Origin of the sequence: Stackebrandtia nassauensis DSM 44728, from assembly GCF_000024545.1 — a bacterium.
GTDB classification, from domain to species: Bacteria; Actinomycetota; Actinomycetes; order Mycobacteriales; family Micromonosporaceae; genus Stackebrandtia; species Stackebrandtia nassauensis.
The window spans coordinates 628,758-651,700 of the sequence record NC_013947.1 but is presented as its reverse complement, the minus strand read 5'-3'; the positions used below and the strand labels follow the sequence as shown (position 1 = coordinate 651,700).

Sequence of the window (22,943 nt, the reverse complement as noted above, 5' to 3'; positions counted from 1 at the left end):
GTACGGGTTCGCGGCCGTTGTCGTTGTGGCCCAGTGTTTGGTGTCTAGAGGTTCGCGACGTCGCCCTGCTTGGCGCGCACGGCCTCGGCGGCCTCCTTGAGACCGGCCAGCTCCGAGTCGGTCAGCGGGGTCTCGACGACCTTGCGGACACCGGTGGCGCCGATCTCGGCGTTGACGCCGAGGTAGACGCCGGAGATGCCGTAGTCACCGTCGACCCAGGCGCAGACCGGCATGACGGCGCCGGAGTCCTCGGCGACCGCGCGAGCCATCCGGGCCGCGGCGGCCGAGGGCGCGTAGAAGGCCGAACCGGTCTTCAGCAGCGCCACCACTTCGGCACCGCCCTTACGGGTGCGGTCCACGAGCGACTCGATCTTGTCGGCGTCCAGGACCTCCGACAGCGGCTTGCCGTCCACGGTGCACTGCGACGGCACCGGAACCATGGTGTCGCCGTGCGATCCGAGGGTCAGCGTCTTGACCGAGGCCACCGGGACGTTCAGCTCCTCGGCGACGAAGTGGGTGAACCGGGCGGTGTCGAGCATTCCGGCCTGGCCCATGACCCGGTTCTTCGGGAACTGGGACGCGATCTGGGTCAGCGCGGTCATCTCGTCCAGCGGGTTGGACACCACGATGATGACGGCCTCGGGAGCGTACTTGGCGACGTTCTCGGCGACGCCGCGCACGATCTTGGCGTTGACCTCCAGCAGGTCCATGCGGCTCATGCCCGGCTTGCGCGGCAGCCCGGCGGTGATGATCACGATGTCGGAACCGGAGATGACCTCGTAGCCGCTGCCGTCGGTGCCGGTGGTGGCGCCGATCACCTTCGTCTCGTAGCCCTCGATGGAGCGCGACTGGTTCAGGTCCAGCGCCAGCCCCTCCGGCTTGCCGTCGATGATGTCGGTGAGGACGACGGTGTCGAAGACGTCGTACTCGGCCAGTCGCTGCGCCGTGGTGGATCCGTAGAAACCGGCGCCGACGACGGTGACCTTCTTGCCCATGACTGCTCCTGCTCGTGAGTGTGCTTTTGCCAGTACGTTATTCCGGCAGCACAACGCGCTCACCCTCGGGTGCCCAGAGGGTGAGATGAGCCCGCCTGGGCCCGGCTAGTGGAAGAAGTGCCTTGTACCCGTGAAGTACATCGTCAGCCCGGCCTCGTTCGCGGCCGCGATGACCTCCTCGTCGCGGATCGAGCCGCCCGGCTGCACCACCGCGCGCACCCCGGCCGCGGCCAGCACCTTCAGTCCGTCCGGGAACGGGAAGAACGCGTCCGAGGCCGCCATCGACTCCTTGGCCCGCTCCCCGGCCCGGTTGACGGCCAGCCGCGCCGAGTCGACCCGGTTGACCTGGCCCATGCCGATGCCGACCGTGGCCAGGTCGTGGGCCAGCAGGATCGCGTTCGACTTCACCGACCGCACCGCCCACCACGCGAACGCCAGATCGGCCATCGCCTCGGGGTCCAGCGCGTAGCCCGTCGCCAGTTTCCAGTTCGCCGGGTCGTCGCCCTCGGCGTCGATCCGGTCCGGGGCCTGCGCCAGCGCGCCGCCGGAGATGTTGCGGAACTCCATCGGCTCGGCCGCCCAGCGCGGCGCCTTCAGCACCCGCAGGTTCTTCTTGGCCTGCAGGATCTTCAGTGCCTCCGGGTCATAGGACGGCGCGACGATCACCTCGGTGAAGATCTCGGCGACCTGCCGCGCCAGCTGAGGCGACACCGGCGAGTTCACGGCGATGACGCCGCCGTAGGCGCTCACCGGGTCGCAGGAGTGCGCCTTGCGGTGCGCCTCGGCGACGTTGGCGGCGGTGGCGATGCCGCACGGGTTGGAGTGCTTGATGATCGCCACACACGGGTGCCGGAAGTCGTTGCAGGCCCGCCAGGCCCCGTCCGCGTCGACGTAGTTGTTGTAGGACATGGGTTTGCCGTGCAGCTGCTTCGCCTGCGCCAGCCCGTCGGACGACTGCGGGTCGGTGTACAGGGCGGCGGCCTGGTGCGGGTTCTCGCCGTAGCGCAGGTCGGCCGTCTTGTGCAGCGGCGTGCCGACGAACGGCGGGAAACCCGCCGCGGTGGACCGGCTCAGCCAGCTGGCGATCTGGGAGTCGTAGGTCGCCAGTTGCGCGAAAGCCTTGGCGGCCAGGGCCCGTCGCTTCGGCTCGGTGAAACCGCCCTCGCGGACCTCGCCCAGCAGTTCCTCGTAGTCGCCGGGATCGACGACCACCGCGACGTTCGCGTGGTTCTTGGCGGCACCGCGCACCATGGACGGTCCGCCCACGTCGATCTGCTCGACGGTCTCGTCGAACTCCGCGCCCGCCGCCAGCGTCTCGGCGAACGGGTACAGGTTCACCACCAGCAGATCGAAGGCGGTGATACCGAACTCCTGCAACTGGGCCGCGTGGGCCTCTTTGCGCAGGTCGGCCAGCAGGCCCGCGTGCACCTTGGGGTGCAGGGTCTTGACCCGTCCGTCCAGGCACTCCGGGAACCCGGTGAGTTCCTCCACTTTGGTGACGGGAACCCCGAGGTCGGCGATCGCCGCCGCCGTCCCGCCGGTGGACACCAGCTCCACCCCGGCCTCGTGCAGGCCCAGCGCCAGCACGTCCAGCCCGGATTTGTCGTATACGCCGATCAGCGCCCGCTTGATGGGCTTGCGGGCGTCGTTGTCGGTGGTCATGTCTTCTCCTCAGCAAACCTGGTCGCCGACACAGGGGGTCGGTTCGACTTCGCGGCCCAGGCGTTCGACCTAAAGTCTGCTGGTTGGGTGTCGCTCCCTGGTGGTACTCCACCTTCGGCGTGTCTCGCCGTGCGCCAGTCGCGACGATGTGACCTTAACAGGGGATTCAGCGCCCCCTCGACGCGGCGAGAATCGAGACGTGTCATACCGCAGGTTCAACCCGGAACGCGATACCGCACCAGCACTCTCGCACGGCTGGCTGCAACCCGGCGAACGGCTGGCCTGGCCCACACCGGAATTCGGCGCGGTCAACTACAAGGTCCACCGACGCACCGGCGAGGGCGTGCCGATCCGGCACCCGTTCTGGCGGGCACTGGGCGTGGCGCTGATTTCCCCGTTCCTGCTCGTGGACAACATCAGGAACTTCCTGTACGGCATCCTCGACGGTCCCGAAGCCCCGCAGCCGATCGCCTTCGGGAAGCGGTGGGACTGCCTGGCGGCCCGACTCGCCGACGCCGACGACTACCACTCGATCTGGGTGCTGACCGACCGCCGGTTCGCTTCGGTGTCAGCCGATCCGCTGTCCGGCACGTCGGACACGACGATGGCGAGGCTCGGCGACTTCGCCAAGGACGTCGGCCAGACCTTCACCGGCGGGATCCACACCCTGCCCGTCGAGTCGGTGCGGATACGCACCGTCTGGCAACTGGGCACGGACCAGTACCGCTACGACGGCGTCGTGAAACGCTGGCGGACCGAATACGACCGCATCACGTTCCCCGACGGTTCCGGGATCGACTTCCCCCGTCCCTGACGAGATATGGTCTCGCCAGCCCTTTTCGCCCGAAAGGAACCACCGTGACCAGCCCCGACTTCGACCCGCGCCGCGACGCCGAACCGGCGGTGCGCTCCGGATGGCTGCGCCCGGGAGAGCGACTGGCCTGGACCAGGCACACCCCGACCATCACGTTCCAGGTCCCCGGACGCGGCTACCGCGGCAAGGTGCTGAAACAGTCGCCGTGGCGAACGGCGGGGCGGCGGGCACTGGCGGTGGCCGACGGCGCCGTGACCGTGCTCGACTTCTTCGCGTCCGACGTCTCCAGTGGTCCGTCCCGGCCCGAAGTGCGGGTCTTCGGCACCCGAACCGGCTGCCGGGCCGCGACCCTGGCCGAGGCCAACGCCCCGCGATCGTTCTGGGTCCTGACCGACCAGCGGTTCGCGCACCTGCGAGCCGACGACGGCGCGCTGCACACCATCGGCGAGATCCCGTCCGACGAATTCGGCTACTCCGAGTTCACCCACAAACGACTGACGTACGAGCGCATCGTGTTCGGCGACGGTTCCGGAATCGACTTCAGGCGGTGACGACACACCGTGTCCTTCCGCAGGTTCAATCCCCGCCGCGACGCCCTCCCCGCGCTCCACGACGGTTGGCTGCGTTCGGGCGAGCGGCCCATCTGGGCCGACGGCTTCAACTCGATCCGTTACGCGGTCGAGGGACGCAAGCGAGGCACCGTGCCGAAGCGACATCCGGTGCTGCGGGTGGCGCGGTGGGCCCTCTATCCGTACACGTTGAGCAAAGGCTGGGCCGCCGGTCCGATGTACAAGAGCGTGCCCGCCGGCCCCAGCAGCGCCCCGGAGGAACCGGTCGCGTTCGGATCGCACCCGGACTGCGAAGCCTCACAGCTCGCCGGCACCGACGTCAACGAGTACCGGGCCTTCTGGGTGCTGACCGACCACCGATTCGCGGGGGTTACCGTCGAGTCCGTGCCCACCGACCCCGCGTCGCGGACCTCATCGATTCTGGGCCGGGGAGCCCAAATCGTCAGGGAACTCGGACAGATCTTCACCGGCACCATCAACAACCTGCCCCCGGAACCGGTGCGGTTGCGCACTTTGTGGGAACTGCGCCCGGGCCAGTACTCCCGTGAAGGCCCCGTCAAACGCGGCCTGTACGACTACCACCGCGTCACGTTCGCCGACGGTTCCGGGATCGACTTCCCGTCACGGCCGGAACGATAACGGGATCAGGACCCGGCGGCCCTCGACGCGCCAGCCCTCCCGCACCATCCGGCCGACGGTGTCCACCAGCTGCTCGCGCTCGGCGACCTTGATGCGCTCGGTGAGGGTGTCGACGGTGTCGTCGTCCGCGACGGGCACCGCGACCTGCGCGATGATCTGTCCGGTGTCGACACCCGGGTCGCACAGGAACAGCGTCGCGCCGGTGATCCTCACGCCGTACTCGAGTGCGGCGGCCGGTCCCCGCATCCCGGGAAACGAAGGCAGCAGCGAATTGTGGGTGTTGATGAACCGTCCGGCGAACTTCGCCAGGAAGCTGTCGCCGAGGATCTTCAGGAACCCGGCCGACACCACCAGCGTCGGTTCGTGGGCGGCGACGGTCTCGGTCATGGCGGCGTCCCAGCCCTGCCGATCCGGGTAGTCCACAACCTTGTGGACAAACGTGGGGATACCGGCCTTGGCGGCTCGCTCCAGCCCCACGGTCCCGTCGCGGTCGGCCCCGACCGCGACGACCCGCGCGCCGTAGGCGTCGTCGGCACACGCGTCCATGAGCGCCTGGAGGTTCGACCCCGAGCCGGACACGAGTACGACCAGCCGCGCCTTCGACCCGTCCCGCTGACTGTTCATCACACGGCATCCTAGATCGCGGGCCATCGGCACCGTCGCCCGGCGGCACGGCGCACTGCCCGTACGGCACGGCGGGCTTCGTCGTGCGGGTTAGTCGCGGTTCTTGCGGGCGCCCAGGAGCCGGGTGGCCATCGCGCCGACGAACACCGAACCGGCGATGACACCGGCGGCGGTCAGCGCGGTCGGGAGCACTCGCGGGCCCATTTCGGCCAGGTGTTTCGTCCCCAGGGGGCCGGACGCGGCGAAGGCCAGGATGGCCATGATCGTCCCGGCGGTGATGCCGGAGACGATGGTGGCGTAGATGAGCCGGGGCAGCGCGAGGTCGAGGGAGCGCAGGGCCAGGATCACGCCCTGCATGCTGCCGATGGCCAGCGGGACGCCCCACAGCGCCGTGCCCCACCAGTCGAGGGGTTCGCCGGGGGTGGCGGCGAACAGCGGGAACTGGGGCAGCGGGCCGATGATGACCTCCATGACGCTGACGTGGGTGCCGTCGCCGACGGCGAAGCCGGGGCCCAGCAGGTAGGCGGTGGCCCAGATGGCCAGCGTCGGGATGTAGAGCAGGCTCAGGATGGCCAGGCCGAGGGCGCCGCCGTGGTAGACGCTGATCGTCTCCGCCACCGAGGAGCCGCGCACGGCGATGGCGACCCCGGCCAGCAGCGCGCCCGCGGCGACCGTGGCGGTCATGGACAGCGCGCCGGTGCGCAGGCCACGGCGCCACCACACCGGGATCCGGTGCCACAGGCCGGTTCCGCTGCCGGACTCCGACAGCGCGCCGAGGCTGGCACCCACCAGCGCCAGAACGGCGCCGTGTACGGCGGCCCGCCACATGGTGACGTCGAAGCCGGAGCCGGAGACCAGGAAGGCGACCAGCACGGTGACCAGGGTGTAGCCGATGACGACCGACAGGGTCGCGGCCCGCACCGCGGGTACGTCGCGGCCGCCGATGGCGCGGATCGTGTTGGCCCCCGCTTTGGACAGTCGCCACAGGATGATCGCGGTGACGGCCAGGACCGGCAACCCGATCGTCATCCCGGCGATGTGGACCGGAATGCCGTGACCGGCCAGCCAGGTCGCGCCCGCGACCCGCACGACGGCGGACACGGTGCCGGGCCGTCCGGCGATCCACCAGGCACCGATGACGGCGACCAGGATCGGGATCGCCACGACCAGACAGTTCCACACGCTCGTGACGACGCCCGCCACGAGCACTCCGCGCAGCCGGGTGCGCGGAGCCGGTGTCACCACCACCGTCTCGCGTTGTCTACCCCGCTGCCGCGGTGCCCGCGCGGGCACCGACACCGCGACGGTCTCGCGCTGTCGGCCGCGTCTGGCCTCGGCCTGCCGATCATTCATCGTCGCTAAGTTTGTCACGACGGAAACCGTCCTTGGCGCACGCCAACACGCACCCCGCGCCGCCGACCTGCCGGTCGGTAACCGGACTTCGGCGCTCGGCCGCTTCGCCCAGGTGGCCCAGCGCCACAGCCACTCCAGCGGCCCGTAGCGGAAGAACCGCAGCCACAGCGTCGACCACGCCCACTGGACGGCGAGCACCAGGCCCGCGATGGACAGGACGAGGGCCGTGTCCCAGTCCTGCGGCCGGATGCCGACGACGCGGGCGATGACCAGGACGATCACCGTGGCGGTGAGGTAGTTGGTCAGCGCCATGCGGCCCAGCGGCGCGAAGACCGCGGCCATGACCGACCGCAGTGGAGTGTGCGTCAGGGTGAATACGACGCACGTGTAGACGCCCGCCAGCAGCAGTCCGGCGACGGCGAAGATCCGGCTGAAGGCCGCGTCGGACAGCTCCGCGGTGGCCTGCGCCCACAGCACGGGAACGGCCGCGACGGTCAGCACAGCGCCGACCACGATCGGTCCTCGCGCGCAAGCGCCGATCCGGTCGACGACCCGGTACCGCACCAGTGTCGAGCCCAGCAGGAACAGCCCGGCCACCAGCACCAGGCGTTCGCCGCCCAGTGCCACCGCGACCGCGATGAGCACCCCGGCCAGGACGGCCGTGGCCCAGCGCGGCAGCCAGCTGGACGGCAGCAGCACCAGCAGCCCGACGGCGGCGTAGGTGGTCAGGATGTCGCCCTGCCACAGCAGGAAGTGGGCCGCCCCGATGGCCAGCAGCACCAGCAGCCGCCGCAGCAGGATCACCCGGGGACGGCGGGCGCGCCCGGTCGCGGAGGCGAGTTGCAGCGCGAACCCGATGCCGAACAGCAGCGAGAAGATCGGGAAGAACCGCTGGTCGGCGAACAACCCCATCCACGGGCTCTGGCTGCCGTCGGAGGCGTCGACGATGACGCGGCCCCGGTTGGCGATGGGCTGGACGTTGACCAGGAGGATCCCGCACAGCGCGAACCCCCGCAGCACGTCGAGGGCCTGGATACGTTGCCGGACCGGGGTTCCCGCGTTCGCGGGCGGCGGCACGGCAGGGTGCGTGGGAGCAGACATGAGCCCATCCTGTGGGCCGGGCCCGGGCGCGGCATCGGTCCGAAGCGGGGTTCTGGCCGAAACCGATCGTACTTTTGACCGGTTCGGCGGCGGCTCGGCTTTCGTAGCCTGTGGGGTGTGGATGTGACGAGACGGTTCGGGTGGCGGGGCATCGCGGCCCAGGTCGGGCTCGGATGCGGGTTCGCCGTGGTGATCGCCGGGCAGGCTGCGGCCATCGCGGTGAGCTGGGGCGACGACTACTGGTGGTTCGGCGCGGCCGTGGGTGCCGGGGTGTGCGTGCTGGCGCTGCTGCGTCGGCGGCAGCGGGCCTGGACCGCGGCGGCGGGTCTGACGGCGGCGGGGGTCGCCGTCGCGGCGAGATGGGTCGCCGAGCTGCCCCAAGAACCCAGTCCCGCCATGGCTTTGGGGCTGGCAGTACTGACCGGGTCCGCGGTGCGGACGTTGCCGTGGCGGCAGGCGGGCGCGATCGTGGTCGCCGGTTTCGCGGTACTGGCCGGGGCCCTGGCGCCCGCGCTGCCGTTCGTTCCGGCGGTGGTGATGGTCGCGGCCTTCGTCTGGGCCGCGGGCGTCGCCGCCGGGCTCAGCCTGCGGGTGGCCGACGGCAGGCGCCGCGCCACCGCCGCGAGGGTGCGCCAGGACGAGCGGCTGGAACTGGCCCGGGAGCTGCACGATGTCGTCGCCCACCACATCAGTGCCATCGTGCTGGGCACGCAGGCCGCCCGGCTGGTCGTCCGCAGGCAGCCGGAGCGCGGCGATGAGGCACTGGCCGAGATCGAGGCCGCCGGATCCGACGCGCTGGCGTCGATGCGCCAGGTCGTCGGGCTGCTGCGGGATGACCGGGACGGAGCATCCGCCGCCGGGACGCTGGCCGAGCTGGTGGAACGGTTCGCCGAACGTGGCCCGCGCGTCGACCTGCGAGTCACCGGCGACGAGTCCCGGTGGCCACCCGAGGTGGCGTCCACCGTGTACCGGATCACGCGGGAGGCACTGACCAACGTCCGTCGGCACGCTCCCCGCGCCGACACCGTCACGGTCCGGGTCGACGAGGCCGCGGCCGCGATCGTGGCCGAGATCAGCGACGACGGCCCGGCCCGGGCCCGGCGTTCGCCCGGCGGCTACGGCCTGGTCGGGATGCGGGAGCGGGTCGAGGCACTCGGCGGGTCCCTTATGGCTGGTCCGGGTGACGGGCGGGGCTGGCGGGTGCGGGCGACGGTCCCGGTGCGGGAACGGGCGGTTCGATGACGATCCGGGTCACGGTGGCCGACGACCAGGCGATGGTGCGAAGTGGACTGCGGTTCATCCTGGAGGATCAGCCGGACATCACCGTCGTCGGTGAGGCCGCCGACGGCGTCGAGGCGATCGAGTTGGCACGCCGGGTGCGCCCGGACGTGTGCGTCGTCGACATCCGGATGCCCCGGCTGGACGGCATCGCGGTCACCCGGGCGCTGGCCGGTCCGGGCGTGGTGGATCCGCTTCGGGTCCTCATAGTGACCACATTCGACCTGGACGAGTACGTGTACGGCGCGTTGCGGGGCGGGGCGGTGGGATTCGTGCTGAAGGACGCCGGGCCGGTCCTGCTCGTCGAGGCCGTCCGGGCCGCGAACGCCGGGAACGCCCTGATCTCGCCGTCGATCACGCTACGGCTGCTGAGCCACCTCGCCCCCGGCGCCGGGGAACCCGAACCGGACCACCGGCTGTCCGACCGGGAACTCGAGGTCGTGCGGGCCATCGCGATCGGCCGCACCAACCAGGAGGTCGCCGCCGAACTGTTCATCTCACTGAGCACCGTGAAGAGCCACGTCTCCAGCATCCAGGCCAAACTCGGCGCCCGCAACCGGGTCGCGATAGCGGCCTGGGCCTGGGAGCATCGCGTCGTCGACCGCCGTTGAGGCGGTTCTCTAGGCCACGTACAGGGCGAGCTCGTCGAAACGGTCGACGTAGCGGGGTTCGAAACTGGTGTGCACGACGACGTCCGAGGTGGACTCGAACGGGCCGGTCAGTTCGCGGAACCGGATGATCTCCTGGGCGACCTCGTCGGTGACGCCCGGCAGGGTCTTGAGGATCGAGGCGGGGGCGTTGTTGACGTCGATCAGGCCGCCGTCGTCGTAACTGGAGTGCCGGTCGGGCCGTCCGATGCCCAGTTCGCGGGCGGCCACCGGGTCGCGTTTGGCGAGTTGGCGTGCCTCGTCGCGCAGGTTGCGGCGGTGTTCGATGGCCGCGAGGGCCTGGGCGTTGCGCGGGTCGGACACCCGGGGTTCGCCGTCGCTGCCGCCGTCACGCGAGACCGACTCGTACATGAGGAACGCGTGGACGCTGCCGCCCAGCCAGCAGCACAACCAGGTGAACATGCTCACCAGGATGAAGATGTCGACGTCCAGCCCGACACCGGCGATGAAGCCCAGCATGGACACCACCAGCGCCCCGCCGTATCCGGCCGCGAGCATCGCGTGGGTGCGGGAGCGGAGTTTGCGGGCCACGTGGGCGGTGATGAACGGCATCGCGAGGCCACCGGTGAGCAGCGGGAACGCCGCCCAGCTCAGGGCCATCAGGGTCGTGTCCGGACCGGAGGAACCGCGCGGCCTCGGCAGTGGCGCGGTGTACACCGGTACGGGGGTGGCGGTCATGACCGGTCCGGACACCGGCAGCCGTGCGGGCGTCAGGTAACGGACGGCCGCCAGGCCCTCCATGCCGGGCCAGGTCTGCAGCTCCGAGGTGGTCACGACCGGGATCGCGGCGCGGCGGGCGGCCACCACCTGGGGGGCGCTGTGCGGAACCGTCCGGTCGACCACCACATAGGTGACCTGTGAACTGAAGTTGGAGACGATGGTCGCCCCGCCCTCGGACAGCAGTTGCCGGGCCTTGCCGACGCGGGGTCCGCTGCCGAGCACGAGCACACGAACGCCTTCGTAGGGCAAGGAATTCATGATTCGCTCCGGGGTCGTCTATCGCCTGTGGGTGCGATCGATCGTACTCAAGGTCGGCCACACCATTACTCCCCAAGTCGCGTCATTTCGGTGCCGGACACGGTGAATGCCGGTGCCCGAATGGACACCGGCATTCACGATCTCGCGCTCTACAGTCCCTTGACCACTTCGCGCATCAGCTCGGCGGTCTGCGACGGGGTCTTGCCGACCCGGACACCGGCGGCCTCGAGGGCCTTGGCCTTCGCGTCGGCGGTCCCGGCCGAACCGGAGATGATGGCTCCGGCGTGGCCCATGGTCTTGCCGGGCGGCGCGGTGAATCCGGCGATGTAGCCGACGACCGGCTTGGTCACGTTCTCCTTGATGAAGTCCGCGGCCCGCTCCTCGGCGTCGCCGCCGATCTCGCCGATCATGACGATCGCCTCGGTCTCGGGGTCGTCCTGGAACGCCCGCAGGCAGTCGATGTGGGTGGTGCCGATGACCGGGTCACCGCCGATACCCACGCAGGTCGAGAAGCCGATGTCGCGCAGCTCGTACATGAGCTGGTAGGTCAGCGTCCCCGACTTGGACACCAGGCCGATCTTGCCGGGCTTGGTGATGTCGGCGGGGATGATGCCCGCGTTGGACTTGCCGGGGCTGATGACGCCCGGGCAGTTGGGGCCGATGATGCGGGTCTTGCCGCCCTTGGCCTGCGACTGCGCCCAGAACGTCACCGAGTCGTGCACCGGGATGCCCTCGGTGATGACGACGCACAGCCCGATCTCGGCGTTCACGGCTTCCAGCACCGCGTCCTTGGCGAACTTCGGCGGCACGAACACCACGGTGGTGTCGGCGCCGGTCTCGGTCATCGCCTCGGCGACGGTGGCGAACACCGGCAGTTCGGTGCCGTCGAAGTCGACCTTGGAACCGGCCTTGCGCGGGTTGACGCCGCCGACGACGTTGGCGCCGGAGGCCAGCATCCGCCGGGTGTGCTTGGTGCCCTCGGCACCGGTCATGCCCTGGACGATGATCTTGGAGTTCTCGTTGAGGAAGATAGTCATGTCACGCTCCCTGCGCGGCGAGCTCGGCGGCCTTGTCGGCCGCGCCGTCCATGGTGTCCACTCGGGTCACGAGCGGGTGGTTGGCGCCGTCCAGGATCGAACGGCCCAGTTCGGCGTTGTTGCCGTCCAGCCGCACGACCAGCGGCTTGTCCACCGTCTCGCCGCGTTCGGCCAGCATGGTCAGCGCGCCGACGATGCCGTTGGCGACCTCGTCGCAGGCGGTGATGCCGCCGAAGACGTTGACGAAGACGCTCTTGACGGCCGGGTCGGACAGGACGACCTCCAGGCCCGAGGCCATGACCGCGGCGGAGGCGCCGCCGCCGATGTCGAGGAAGTTGGCGGGCTTGACGTTGTCGTGCTTCTCGCCCGCGTACGCGACGACGTCCAGGGTGGACATGACGAGTCCGGCGCCGTTGCCGATGATGCCGACCTCACCGTCCAGTTTGACGTAGTTGAGGTCGGCTTCCTTGGCGCGCTGTTCCAGCGGGTCGACGGCGGCCTTGTCCTCGAGCTCGGCGTGGTCGAGGTGCCGGAACGCGGCGTTCTCGTCCAGGGTCACCTTGGCGTCCAGCGCCAGCGCCCGGCCCTCGGGCGTGCGCACCAGCGGGTTGACCTCCACGAGGGTGGCGTCCTCGGACACGAAGGTCTCCCACAGCTTGACGAACATGTCGACCAGCTGCGGCCTGAGGTCGGCCGGGAATCCGGCCTTGTCGGCGATCTCGCCCGCGACGGTGGCGTCGACGCCGGTCAGGGCGTTGATCGGCAGCTTGAGCACCTTGTCGGGCGTCTCGGCGGCCACCTGCTCGATCTCCACACCGCCCTCAGTGGACGCGATACACAGGAAGGTGCGGTTGGCACGGTCCAGCAGGAACGAGAAGTAGAACTCGGTGTCGATGTCGGCGGTGACCGTCAACATGACCTTGTGGACGGTATGTCCCTTGATGTCCATGCCGAGGATGTTGGTGGCGTGTTCACGAGCCTCGTCGACGTTGTCGGCGAGCTTGACACCCCCCGCCTTGCCCCGGCCGCCGACCTTGACTTGCGCCTTGACGACCACTCGCCCATCGAGCTTTCCGGCGAGCTCGACCGCCTCCTCGACGGTCTCGGCTACGCCCCCGTCCAGCACCGGCACGCCGTGCCGGGCGAACAGCGCGCGCCCCTGGTATTCATACAGGTCCACTGTTAGAAGTCCGCTCCTGTCTTGTCAACATTGACGGGACGCCTCGCGGGCACGAGCGGCGCCCGGAAAATCCCATCCCCGCAGCGTATCGAGGACGCGTAACGGCATCCCCGGCCGGGGGCGGCGGGTGTGGTGTCTCACTACCCGGAAAGTGGTTTGACTCAACCCGCCAGCGGCGGGTTGAGCCTGGCGAAGCCCTCTTGGCGCCGGTAGGGGAAGTACGGGTAGGGGGCGGTGCGGGCGCTGGCCTTGTCGAGCCGGGCCACCTGTTCGTCGGTCAGGCTCCAGCCGACGGCGTCCAGGTTCTGCCGCAGCTGCTGTTCGTTGCGGGCGCCGATGATCACGCTGGAGACCGTGGGGCGGCGCAGCAGCCAGTTGATCGCCAGTTGCGGAACGGTGCGTCCGGTTTCGGCGGCGAGCTCGTCGAGGACGTCGACGACGTCGTACAGCAGTTCCTCGTCCACGGGCGGGCCAAAGGAGGCGGTGTCGTGCAGGCGGCTGCCGTCCGGGATCGGCTGGCCGCGGCGGATCTTGCCGGTGAGCCGTCCCCAGCCGAGCGGGCTCCACACCACGGCGCCGACGCCTTCGGCGGCACCCAGCGGCATGAGTTCCCACTCGTAGTCGCGGCCCACGAGGGAGTAGTAGACCTGGTTGGCGACGTAGCGGGTGCGGCCGTGGGCGTCGGCGGTCGCCAGTGACTTCATCAGCTGCCAGCCGGAGAAGTTGGACACGCCGGTGTAGCGGATCTTTCCGGCCCGGACCAGGTCGTCCAGGGTCGCCACCACCTCCGCGACGGGGGTGGCCGCGTCGAAGGCGTGCAGCTGGAACAGGTCGATGTAGTCGGTGCCCAGCCGCCGCAGCGCGTCGTCGACGGCGGTGATGAGCCGCGCCCGCGAGGTGCCCGCCTGGCCGGGCCCGTCTCCCATCGGCAGGCCCGCCTTGGTCGACAGGATCACCTGGTCCCGGCGGCCCTTGATCGCGGCGCCGAGCACCTCCTCCGAGGCCCCGTCCGAGTAGACGTCCGCGGTGTCGAACATGTTGAGCCCCGCGTCGAGGGCGATGTCGAGCATCCGCCGCGCCTGTTCGGCGTCGGTGTTGCCCCAGGCGCCGAACAGCGGTCCCTGCCCGCCGAAGGTCCCGGCACCGAAGCTCAGCTCGGGCACCTTGAGTCCCGAGTTGCCCAACTGGCGATATTCCATGACCGAACCTCTTTCCTAATGGAACTGCTGTACCGTTAACGTCGCCTACACTAACACCGAATCGTCGCTAATGAAACTGGAGTACCGTTAAGTGGCCACGAACACAGGACCCGGCACCCTCCGCCCCGGCGGACGCACCGCCCGGGTACGCGAAGCCGTGCTGCGCGCCGCGGGAGACGCCCTGGCCGAACACGGCTTCACCGGCCTGGACCTCGGCGACATCGCCCGCCGCGCCGACGTCGGCCGCACCACCGTCTACCGCCGCTGGGGCACCGTCACCGCCGTGGTCGCCGACCTGCTCACCGACATGGCCGAACAATCCCTGCCGCGCACCGAGACCGGCTCGCTGCTGGGCGACCTGCGCGCCAACGCGCGCCTCGTCCAGCGCACCCTCGTCGACCCCCGGCAGGGCGCGCTGTTCAAGGCCGTCATCGCCGCCGCCACCTCGGATCCCGACACCCGACGGTCGCTGGCCCGGTTCTACCGCGCCCGCCTCGACGAATGGTCCCCGTGCGTGACCCAGGCGATCGAACGCGGGGAACTTCCCGCCGACACCGATCCCGCCGAGGTCATCCGCGCCGTGTCGGCCCCGCTGTACTACCGGCTGTTGGCCACCGACGAACCACTCGACGCATCCGTGGCGGATCGGGCCGCCGAGGCGGCGGCAGCGGCGGCGCGTGCCGGAGCCTACGTCCGGCCCGCCGAGGCGAAGCCGGAGTGACGCGGGCGCCCGCCATCAGCCGGACGCGGGTTTGCGCAGCAGGGCGGCCTCCTCGGCATAGCCCTGGGCTTCGTACAGGTCGGCGGCTTCGCGGCGCAACCGCTCGGCCTCGTCGCGCCGACCCAGCGCCTCCTCGGCTTCGGCCAGCGCGACCATGGTCGTCGGTTCCTGTTCTGTCGCACCGAAACGGCGCACCAGCTCCAGTGCCTGCCGATAGTGGACGGACGCGTCGGCGGGCCGGTCGTCGCGCGAGGCGACGAACCCGAGGCTGTCGAGGATGAGCGCGGCGAGGTAGTCGTCGGGGATGGCGCGGGCTTTGTCCAGGGCCTGCTCGCAGTGGCCTCGCGCGGCCGCGTACTCGCCCAGGTGGGCCAGGTGCCAGCCGACCGAGTTGTGGGCCTGGGCTTCGAGGATCTGGTTGCCGGTTCGCCGCGCCAGGTCGAGGGATCGCGTGGAATGCCGCAGCGCCAGCCGATAGTCGCCCTGGCGGACGTATGCCTTGCTCATCGCGTCGTGGGCGCCGACGAGCTGGTGGACGTCGCCGGAGGCTTCGGCCCGGTCGAGCGCGCGGGCCGCGTGCGTCGCGGCGTCGTCGTAGTCGCCCGCGTAGATCAACATCTGGCTGAGGGTGTGGTGTGCGACCACCTGTCCGAACAGGTCGTCCAGGTTTTCCGCCGCCGCGACGGCCCGGCGCCACACCGGCACTCCCTCGTCGCTGCGTCGGCGCAGGATCTGGAACGTGGTCAGTGCCCACGCCAGCCGCCACACCGACGCGTCCCAGCCGAGCTCGGCGGCCTTGCGCTGCGCCGCGACGATGTTGACGTGTTCCGCGGCGAACCAACGTTTCGCGGCTTCCAGATCGGTCAGCGGACGGGTCACACAACCGGGTGCCGGCTGCCCGAGGTCGCGGGGAATCAGTCCCCGCTGCATGAGTTCCCGGCCCGCCGCGGCGGTGTAGAGGTAGTGGTCGACGACGCGGCGCAGCGCGGCGTCGCGGTCGCTCTCGTCGAGGTCGACCTCGGCGCGTTCGGCGGCGTACAAGCGGGTGAGGTCGTGCATCCGGTACCGGCCCGGAACCCGCTGCTCGACGAGGTTGGCGGAATCGAGTTCCCGCAGCAGCGCGTCGCTGTGGCCGAGCGACGCCGCCGCGAGACTGGCGACGGCGTGGCGTTCGGCGTCGATGCCGGGAGCCAGGCCCAGCAGCGCGAACAGCCGGGCGGCCTCGGGTCGCACCGCCGCCAGCGATCCCTCCAGCACCGCCCGCAGGCTGGCCGACAGCTCGCCGGTGTCCAGCGCGTCCAGCCGCGCGGAGTCGTCGCGCACCGACTCCGCCAGTGCGGCGAGCGGGAGGCCGGGGTGGGCGGCGGCGCGCGCGGCCAGGATGCCCAGCGCCAGCGGCAGTCCGGCGCAGCTGCCGACCAGCTCGGCCGTCGCCTCCGGTTCCGCCGCGATCCGGTCGTGCCCCAGGTGCCGCGAGAACGCCTCGCGCGATTCGTTGTGGCTCAACGTGTCCAGCCGCAGTCCGGCGGCGCCGTGGGAGGTGGCCAGCGTCGCGAGCCCGGGGCGTCCGGTGACGACGGTGAACGCCGCGTCGTCGCCGGGCAGCAGCGGGATCACCTGCCGGGAGTCGCGGGCGTCGTCGACGAGGATCAGCACCCGCTTGCCGACGAGCAGGCTGCGGTACAGCCCGGACATGGCGTCCAGGCTGGTCGGGATCGCCGCGGGGGCCACCCCCAGGGTCTCCAGCAGGCCCCGCAGCGCCGTCTCCGGCGGCGTCGGAGCGGTGCCGGGATCGAAGCCGTGCAGGTTGACGTACAGCTGGCCGTCGGCGAAGGCGTCGCGACGGCGATGCGACCAGTGCAGTGCCAGCCAGCTCTTGCCGATGCCGCCGGGACCGCTGACGGTCCACAGTCGCGCACCGTCGGGGGCGTCGAGCGCGTTATCCAGTTCGGACAGTTCGGCGGCGCGTCCGGTGAACAACCGTGGCGCCGCGGGCAGTTGCGCGAACGGGTGCCCGCCGCGCGCGACCGGTGCGGACGCGGGAGTCGGCCGCGCCAGTTCCGGATCCTGCTTGAGGATGCGCCGGTTCAGTTCCCGCAACCGCGTACCGGGGTCGGCGCCGAGCCGCTCGGCCAGCCGGAACCGGGCCTCGGCGAAACACGACAGCGCCTCGGCCGGACGACCGCTGCGATACAGCGCGGTCATGAGGCACTCGACCAGGCTCTCCGACAGCGGATGCCGCGCGACCTGATCGGCCAGCTCGTCGATGATCTCGTTGTGCCGGTTCAGTTCCAGCTCGACGGTGAACCGCTCGGCCAGCAGGGCCGCGTGCTCGCGACGCAGACCCGAACGGACCTCGGCGGCCCAGTCCCCCTTGACCCCGGCCAGCGCCTCGCCGCGCACCAGTTCCCCGGCGCGTCGCCACCGCTCGACCGCCCGCTCGCCGTCCCCGACCAGCAGCTGATCGCGGGCCGCGTGCACCAGCGACCGCAGCGCGTGCACGTCGATGAGTTCGGGTTCGACGTCCAGGACGTAGCCGTCGATCCCGGAACGGCGCAGCGTCACCTCGCCGGGGCAGTCGCGCAGGAGCGTGCGCAGGTGGGCGATGTGCCCGTACAGGGTGCTGTGGGCCGACGAGGGCGCACCGGTGCCCCACACCCGCTCGGTGAGCGTCGCCAGCGTGACCGGGACGCGCGGCGTGACCGCCAGCGCGGCGAGCACACAGCTGCGTTTGGCGGGCCCGGCGCGCGCCCAGCCGGTGGCACTGGCGATCTCGACGGATCCCAGCAGCCGTACCAGCACTCGTACACCTCCTCGATGACCGATCGCGACGTCGCGGACCTCAGCGTTGGCGCGCAAGGTTTTCACAAGCTCAATTGCGGGCCGCGGCTCGCGATCACGCTTAACGTGACCGACGCCGAGTCGGACCGGCACGGCGCCCACAACGGTCAGTTCGTCCCCTACGAAGCTACCCGGGTCGGGTGCCAGATCGAGCGCTCCCAGTCGATCGGCCGGTTCGCCTCGGTTCAGCTCCCCATTTCCCGAAAGGACGACAATGCGGCGAAAATTCGCCCTCACGGCCGCGGCCGTGGTGGTCGCTGTGGCGGCCCTCGGCGTCGGCGGCATGGCCTACGCCGATCGCGAATACGGCTCTGGCAACGGTGACGACGCCAGCACCAAGATCATTGGCGGCCAACCCGCCAGCGAGGAGTACAAGTTCCACGCCTCGATGCAGTACAAGGAGCCGGGCGAGCGGCCCAACCCGCAGCGCTGCGGCGGTTCGCTCATCGCCCCCGAGTGGGTCCTGACCGCGGCCCACTGTGTATCCAAAGTAGAGGACGGGGCACTGCTGAACCCGGCCGACTACCACATCCGGATCGGCTCCAACGACAACCTCGCCGGTGAGCAGATCGAGATCGAGTCGTTCACGACGCACCCCTACTGGGCGACCGACAACGAGAGCGTGGCCGACATCGCGCTGATCAAACTCAAGACCGCCGCCAAGGAGAAGCCGGTCGCCATGTCGGGCCACCCGTCCGGCGACAAACCGATCCGCATCATCGGCTGGGGCCGGACCGACCGGGACGACCCGAACTCGATCTCACAGCAAGCCCAGGAGCTCGACACCACACTGCTGAACTTCGACGACTGCAAGTTCGGCGAGCCCGGGTTCGACATCTCCCCCGGCGACCTGTGCGTCGACACGCCCGACGGCAAGGCCGGACCCTGCTCCGGCGACTCCGGAAGCCCGGCCATGCACAAGGTCGGCGACCAGTGGCGCATCTTCGGCATCACCAGCCGAGGTGGGGGCGACAAGTGCCTGAGCACCCCGGAGGTCTACACCAACATCGACTGGTGGTCCGACTGGATCGCCGAGACCACCGGCTAGACCACCCAATAACCACGCCCACCCAGTTCGACGACGCCGAGCGCCCCATGCCGCTCGGCGTCGTCCCTTTCGCGGGTGCCGCGCTTCACCTACTCCGGTTCCCCGAACCACGAGGTCAACGCGTCGGGAAGGCTAGCGTCGGTGAGCTCCCCGGCCCAGGCGACGTAGCCGTCCGGGCGGATCACGAGGGCGGCGGGAGCGGCGACCTCGCCGAGCAGCGGCAGTTCCCAGGTCGCGGCGGCTTTGGCGTCCACGGAGCGAATCCGGCCCGCCCACGGCGTCACGTCGAAGCCGTTGGGCTCACCCAGGTTCAGCAGTACCGGCCGGGCCTGGTGCAGCAGGGTGAACACCCGTCGCGGCCCGTCGGCGGTGACGAGGTCGAGATCGGGCATGCGGCGCCCCAGCAGCGGATGCCCCTCGCCGCAGTCATAGCGGATGTCCAGACCGGCGATCATCGCGGCGACGCGCTGGCGCGGCTCGTACAGACTCAGCAACTCGGACATGATGTCGCGCAGCGACCGGGTGCGCTCGTCGGTGCGCAACAGCGCGTGCTGCGCCATCGTGTGTCGCAACACCCTGGCCGCCACCGGATGCCGCTCGGCATGGTAGGTGTCCAACAAGGACTCCGCCGAGGCGCCCGCGACCACCTGGGCCAGCTTCCAGCCCAGGTTCACCGCGTCCTGCACCCCGAGGTTGAGGCCCTGCCCACTCACCGGGGCGTGCACGTGCGCGGCGTCCCCGGCCAACAGCACCCGACGGTCCCGATAGGACGCCGCCTGCCGCGACGTGTCCCCGAACCGGGAGATCCAGCTCGGGTTGCTCACCCCGTAATCGGTGCCGTATTCGGCGATCAGCGCCTCGCTGAGATCGTGCAGGCTGGCCTCACCGGTCCGTCCGACGCGCGACTCGGCGACCACGATCCGCACCGGCGTCCCCTTCCCCGACCCGGCACGCCGACGAGCAGGGCCAACGGGCTGACGGGACAACCAATCCGGCACCCGCTCCACCTCGACCTCGGCGACCAGGCAACTGAAAGTCGGGTCCCAGCCAGGAAAGTCGATACCGGCGGTCTTGCGGACCAAGCTGCGTCCGCCATCGCAACCGACGAGATACCGCGCCCGCATCGGTCCCCCGTCCGACACTTCGATGTCGACACCGCTGTCGTCCTGCGCGAAACCGATCACTTCGCGTCCCCTGTAGACCGGCACATCGAGTTCTCCGACCCATCCGGCCAACTCATGTTCGGTGTGGTTCTGCCACAAGCCAAGCAGGTAGCCGTGCCGAGTGGGAAGGTCACCGATGTCCACTTGCGACGTGGCGAACCCCACGGCCCGCGACCTCTTCCCCCGCGACAGAAAACGATCAGCGATCCCCCGCTGATCGAGAACCTCGATGGTGCGGGAGTGCAGCCCGCCCGCCCGCGACTCGGGCAGCTCCTGACCGACCCGACGCTCCACAACAGCGACATCAACCCCCGCCAGCGCCAGCTCACCCGCCAGCATCAACCCGGTCGGACCGCCACCGGCGATCACCACGTCATGCTCGATCGCGTCCATGTCATGAACCTCCGCTGGTCCGTCAGAACGCCGCGATCGCGGTGCCGCGGGGCGTGAGATCGCGCAGCCGGGTCAAGAAGTCGAGGACTCCGGCGGCGCCGCTGGCCCACGACGTACTTCCGGGCTGCACCTGATTGCGACCCGGCGGGGCCGGGGGCGCGTCGGCGTTGAGTATCAACAGCTGCGTGGCCGCGGACTCGGCGGCGGCCAGGAACCGGTCATCGTGAGAAACGAGATCGCAGAACAGCTCGCCGATCCCCGCCACCCCACAACACTGCCCGGCGGTGGCCAGCTGCGGAAGCCAACGCAGGCATCCGTCCGCGCACTCCACCGCGAGATCCACAAGAGAACTGTCACCGAGCTGGCGTCCCGCGGCGAGCACCACCCGACCCATCCCGGCCATACCCCGACACCACGAGGTGCACAGCGGAACAGCACTGGGTTTCGCCGACGCCTCGACGAACCGCCGCACCTGCTCGGCGAACACCGCCACCCGGGTGTTGAGTCGCCGCCGCGACTCCTCCGATGGAGCCAGGCGGTGGTGGTGCCGCAGGAACTCGACCACGCCACCTTCCCCATGCGAGACACCAAGAGTGGTGTCACGTCCGGGAACCTCGGCCTCCTCGGCGGGGTCGAACACGGCGCCCGGTTCACCAAGCGCTTCGAGACAGCGCCGAACCACGTCCTCGTGTTCCGGCCGAGGATCCCACTCGTTCAACAACAGATGCCCCAGACCGATACCGGCGGCGCCATTGATGACATCCACGCCTTCGAAGCCGTCGTCGGCAACCCCGAACAACCGCTCCGGCGACAACGGCGTCGCCGCCACCCCCGCGGCAATGGCACGCCGCAGGAACACCTCCACGCCAGTGGAACCCAGGTACAGGCCCGGCCGCAAGCTCACCTGATCGGCGGCGAGCGAGCTGAACTTGGCGAGCCGCGCGACGGTGTCGGCGACACCCGGGCGCTCCAGATGCGGCAACAAACACAAACCAATACCCGCGGCGCCACGATAGACACCCGGGTCCGGCTCACGCCCGTCGTCAACGATCCGATTGGCGCGCGACACCAACTGCGCGAGCACACGCTCAACCAGCGCCGCGGTACCCGGCCCCCGCCGATGCACCACGGCCGCAGGGAATCGCGGCCGCCTCGTCGCCCCAGCCAGCCGCCCCTCCACCAACGCGGTGAACGCGGTCGTCATAGTCTCGGGATCAGCGGACAACAGATCGGCGACCGCGGCGATCACTGCTGGCGGCCGATCCCCGTACATCCGCCCCAGCACCCGCAACGCCATCACCCGCGAAGCGTCCGCATCATCCTCATCAACAACCGGCTCAGCCCCGATCGTGGCGGCGAACAGCGTCATCCCCAGCGCGTGCAGATCATCGCGCGGCTCGGCGGGCTCGTCGTCGAACTGCCGTGCCGGGGCGTACCCCTTGGTACCGCCCCTTATCACCACATCGTGGTGATTACAGTGTCCGAAGTCGATGAACGTGACCCCATCACCGGTCGCGTTCACGATCAAATTCTTCGGGCTCAGATCGCGCAGCAGAAACCCCCGAGCATGTATGTCACGCAACGTCTTCGCGAGCCGGTGAGCGAGCCCATCCAGGCTGCGAGACTCCTCCAACTCCGACGCCCCGGCACCACCCTCAGAACGCTCGACCGGCACATACCGCCCCTTACGAGTGACGTACTCCGACAGGCTGAACCGACCGTCGAACGAGGTGACCAGATACTCGTCCTCACCATGCCGAAAGTGATCGCGAAACCGCGCCACCCCCGCAACGTCATGCAGCGCCCCAAGAACAAAGCGCTCATTGCGCAACTGAGTCCTAGCATCGAACCCATCGAGCGACTCAGCAACATAAGCCCGCGCCTGCTTCACCACAACCACTTCACCGGTACGAACATCCGTAGCGGTGTACACATTGCCCCGCGCCGACTCCGCCAACCCCGCCAGCGGCTCATAGTGGGTACCAAGCCGAACCGCCCGCCCCCCAACAACGTCCCCAACCTCACCACCCAACCGAAACGGGTCGACAACCCAAGACGGCTGCTGATAAGCGGTCGTAGCCCACCCATCGAAACTCTCCCCATCGGGACCAGCCATAACCGACGTGAGATTCCCAAGCCGATTGGCCACCAGCGTGGTCCGAAACGGCCCATACCGGTAGTACACCGGGGCATCCACCGCCACCCGCCGATCACTCAGGATCCTCGGCCCAACCCACCCGCGAAGCAACTCCACAAGCTCGCCGCCCAACCGCGCCACCCGATCCTGCTCCGGATAAATCGTGACGGCCTTCCCCACACTGGCTGGCGCCGACGCCCCATCGTTCAACTCCCCCAGAACCCGCAACGACCGAGCCACCTTAAAAACGCAACCCCGCTCAAGCAAAAACGGCACCAACACGGCCATCAGTTCACGGAAATCCACTGGCCGCGAAGAGACGTGAAACTTCCACCCATGATCCGCCAACCCGTGACCAACAAGATCCGCGTAAAGCCAATTCGCATCCCGCCGGATCCGGTATCGACCATCGGCCAACACCAGATCCGAGACAGTGGCCTTGATGGCGGGAACTGAAGCCTTCGCACCTCTAGCAGTCATTCAGCATCCACTTCCTCACAGAACTCGACAACGCCGGTAACCACATCGAAATACGAAACCCAC

At 69.7% G+C, this 22,943-nt stretch carries 18 protein-coding genes and 1 riboswitch; of the genes, 7 read left to right on the top strand and 11 right to left on the bottom strand.

Going from position 1 to position 22,943, the window contains the following annotated elements; all coding sequences use genetic code 11:
* Positions 1 to 44 precede the first annotated feature (44 nt).
* Complete coding sequence (gene mdh / locus SNAS_RS03045; RefSeq protein ID WP_013015900.1) at positions 45 to 995, bottom strand: malate dehydrogenase; 951 nt, start codon at positions 993 to 995, stop codon at positions 45 to 47.
* Between the two features lie 105 nt (positions 996 to 1,100).
* Positions 1,101 to 2,657, bottom strand: a complete 1,557-nt coding sequence (gene purH, locus SNAS_RS03040) for a bifunctional phosphoribosylaminoimidazolecarboxamide formyltransferase/IMP cyclohydrolase (protein WP_013015899.1) — start codon at positions 2,655 to 2,657, stop codon at positions 1,101 to 1,103.
* Between the two features lie 47 nt (positions 2,658 to 2,704).
* A riboswitch (ZMP/ZTP riboswitch) is annotated at positions 2,705 to 2,809 on the bottom strand.
* Positions 2,810 to 2,856: 47 nt separating this feature from the next.
* On the opposite strand from purH, the gene SNAS_RS03035 reads away from it, so the two are divergent.
* From SNAS_RS03035 to SNAS_RS03025, 3 genes are read left to right on the top strand one after another with little or no spacing between them, the layout of a single operon-like run.
* A complete protein-coding gene (locus SNAS_RS03035) occupies positions 2,857 to 3,471 on the top strand; it encodes a hypothetical protein (protein ID WP_013015898.1) in 615 nt (204 codons plus the stop codon).
* 44 nt (positions 3,472 to 3,515) lie between these two features.
* Positions 3,516 to 4,022, top strand: coding sequence for a hypothetical protein (locus SNAS_RS03030; RefSeq protein WP_013015897.1), 507 nt, complete (start codon positions 3,516 to 3,518; stop codon positions 4,020 to 4,022).
* A 9-nt stretch (positions 4,023 to 4,031) separates the two neighbouring features.
* A complete protein-coding gene (locus SNAS_RS03025; RefSeq protein WP_013015896.1) occupies positions 4,032 to 4,679 on the top strand; it encodes a hypothetical protein in 648 nt (215 codons plus the stop codon).
* On the opposite strand, the gene purN is transcribed toward SNAS_RS03025, so the two are convergent.
* Together purN and SNAS_RS36105 are read right to left on the bottom strand one after the other, a co-directional pair.
* Positions 4,662 to 5,303 carry a phosphoribosylglycinamide formyltransferase gene (purN, locus tag SNAS_RS03020; RefSeq protein WP_013015895.1) on the bottom strand — a complete coding sequence of 214 codons (642 nt, stop codon included), beginning with the start codon at positions 5,301 to 5,303 and terminating at the stop codon, positions 4,662 to 4,664. The two genes, SNAS_RS03025 and purN, sit on opposite strands and share 18 nt — an antisense overlap.
* A 90-nt stretch (positions 5,304 to 5,393) precedes the next feature.
* Positions 5,394 to 7,757, bottom strand: coding sequence for a cell division protein PerM (locus SNAS_RS36105; protein WP_013015894.1), 2,364 nt, complete (start codon positions 7,755 to 7,757; stop codon positions 5,394 to 5,396).
* 117 nt (positions 7,758 to 7,874) lie between these two features.
* Between SNAS_RS36105 and SNAS_RS03010 the strand changes: the two genes are divergently transcribed.
* Positions 7,875 to 8,999 (top strand): sensor histidine kinase, encoded by a 1,125-nt coding sequence (locus SNAS_RS03010; protein WP_211207311.1) that lies wholly within the window; start codon positions 7,875 to 7,877, stop codon positions 8,997 to 8,999.
* Positions 8,996 to 9,646, top strand: coding sequence for a response regulator (locus SNAS_RS03005; protein ID WP_013015892.1), 651 nt, complete (start codon positions 8,996 to 8,998; stop codon positions 9,644 to 9,646). Before SNAS_RS03010 ends, SNAS_RS03005 begins: the two co-directional genes overlap by 4 nt.
* A gap of 9 nt (positions 9,647 to 9,655) precedes the next feature.
* Here SNAS_RS03005 and SNAS_RS32280 read toward each other — a convergent pair whose 3' ends face one another.
* The 4 genes from SNAS_RS32280 to SNAS_RS02985 form a co-directional block, all read right to left on the bottom strand.
* Entirely contained in the window at positions 9,656 to 10,681 is a 1,026-nt protein-coding gene (locus tag SNAS_RS32280) for a helix-hairpin-helix domain-containing protein (protein ID WP_013015891.1), read from the bottom strand.
* A gap of 149 nt (positions 10,682 to 10,830) precedes the next feature.
* Positions 10,831 to 11,718 carry a succinate--CoA ligase subunit alpha gene (gene sucD, locus SNAS_RS02995; RefSeq protein WP_013015890.1) on the bottom strand — a complete coding sequence of 296 codons (888 nt, stop codon included), beginning with the start codon at positions 11,716 to 11,718 and terminating at the stop codon, positions 10,831 to 10,833.
* A gap of 1 nt (position 11,719) precedes the next feature.
* Positions 11,720 to 12,898, bottom strand: a complete 1,179-nt coding sequence (gene sucC, locus SNAS_RS02990; protein ID WP_013015889.1) for an ADP-forming succinate--CoA ligase subunit beta — start codon at positions 12,896 to 12,898, stop codon at positions 11,720 to 11,722.
* 161 nt (positions 12,899 to 13,059) lie between these two features.
* Complete coding sequence (locus SNAS_RS02985) at positions 13,060 to 14,097, bottom strand: aldo/keto reductase (protein WP_013015888.1); 1,038 nt, start codon at positions 14,095 to 14,097, stop codon at positions 13,060 to 13,062.
* Between the two features lie 91 nt (positions 14,098 to 14,188).
* On the opposite strand from SNAS_RS02985, the gene SNAS_RS02980 reads away from it, so the two are divergent.
* Complete coding sequence (locus SNAS_RS02980) at positions 14,189 to 14,818, top strand: TetR/AcrR family transcriptional regulator (RefSeq protein WP_013015887.1); 630 nt, start codon at positions 14,189 to 14,191, stop codon at positions 14,816 to 14,818.
* Between the two features lie 15 nt (positions 14,819 to 14,833).
* Here the strand turns inward: SNAS_RS02980 and SNAS_RS02975 are convergent, their stop codons facing one another.
* Positions 14,834 to 17,620: an AfsR/SARP family transcriptional regulator gene (locus tag SNAS_RS02975; protein ID WP_013015886.1), complete on the bottom strand. Its 2,787-nt coding sequence runs from the start codon at positions 17,618 to 17,620 to the stop codon at positions 14,834 to 14,836.
* Between the two features lie 253 nt (positions 17,621 to 17,873).
* Between SNAS_RS02975 and SNAS_RS02970 the strand changes: the two genes are divergently transcribed.
* Positions 17,874 to 18,707, top strand: coding sequence for a S1 family peptidase (locus SNAS_RS02970; protein WP_013015885.1), 834 nt, complete (start codon positions 17,874 to 17,876; stop codon positions 18,705 to 18,707).
* Between the two features lie 89 nt (positions 18,708 to 18,796).
* Here the strand turns inward: SNAS_RS02970 and SNAS_RS02965 are convergent, their stop codons facing one another.
* A complete protein-coding gene (locus SNAS_RS02965; RefSeq protein ID WP_013015884.1) occupies positions 18,797 to 20,263 on the bottom strand; it encodes an FAD-dependent monooxygenase in 1,467 nt (488 codons plus the stop codon).
* 22 nt (positions 20,264 to 20,285) lie between these two features.
* A complete protein-coding gene (locus tag SNAS_RS02960) occupies positions 20,286 to 22,880 on the bottom strand; it encodes a class III lanthionine synthetase LanKC N-terminal domain-containing protein (protein WP_013015883.1) in 2,595 nt (864 codons plus the stop codon).
* Between the last annotated feature and the right edge of the window lie 63 nt (positions 22,881 to 22,943).

What these genes read in the sequence shown, in the direction of transcription:
- mdh (WP_013015900.1), bottom strand. Translation starts at nt 995, where the DNA reads ATGGGCAAGAAGGTCACCGTCGTCGGCGCCGGTTTCTACGGATCCACC.
- purH (WP_013015899.1), bottom strand. Translation starts at nt 2,657, where the DNA reads ATGACCACCGACAACGACGCCCGCAAGCCCATCAAGCGGGCGCTGATC.
- purN (WP_013015895.1), bottom strand. Translation starts at nt 5,303, where the DNA reads ATGAACAGTCAGCGGGACGGGTCGAAGGCGCGGCTGGTCGTACTCGTG.
- SNAS_RS36105 (WP_013015894.1), bottom strand. Translation starts at nt 7,757, where the DNA reads ATGTCTGCTCCCACGCACCCTGCCGTGCCGCCGCCCGCGAACGCGGGA.
- SNAS_RS03005 (WP_013015892.1), top strand. Translation starts at nt 8,996, where the DNA reads ATGACGATCCGGGTCACGGTGGCCGACGACCAGGCGATGGTGCGAAGT.
- SNAS_RS32280 (WP_013015891.1), bottom strand. Translation starts at nt 10,681, where the DNA reads ATGAATTCCTTGCCCTACGAAGGCGTTCGTGTGCTCGTGCTCGGCAGC.
- sucD (WP_013015890.1), bottom strand. Translation starts at nt 11,718, where the DNA reads ATGACTATCTTCCTCAACGAGAACTCCAAGATCATCGTCCAGGGCATG.
- SNAS_RS02985 (WP_013015888.1), bottom strand. Translation starts at nt 14,097, where the DNA reads ATGGAATATCGCCAGTTGGGCAACTCGGGACTCAAGGTGCCCGAGCTG.
- SNAS_RS02970 (WP_013015885.1), top strand. Translation starts at nt 17,874, where the DNA reads ATGCGGCGAAAATTCGCCCTCACGGCCGCGGCCGTGGTGGTCGCTGTG.
- SNAS_RS02965 (WP_013015884.1), bottom strand. Translation starts at nt 20,263, where the DNA reads ATGGACGCGATCGAGCATGACGTGGTGATCGCCGGTGGCGGTCCGACC.
- SNAS_RS02960 (WP_013015883.1), bottom strand. Translation starts at nt 22,880, where the DNA reads ATGACTGCTAGAGGTGCGAAGGCTTCAGTTCCCGCCATCAAGGCCACT.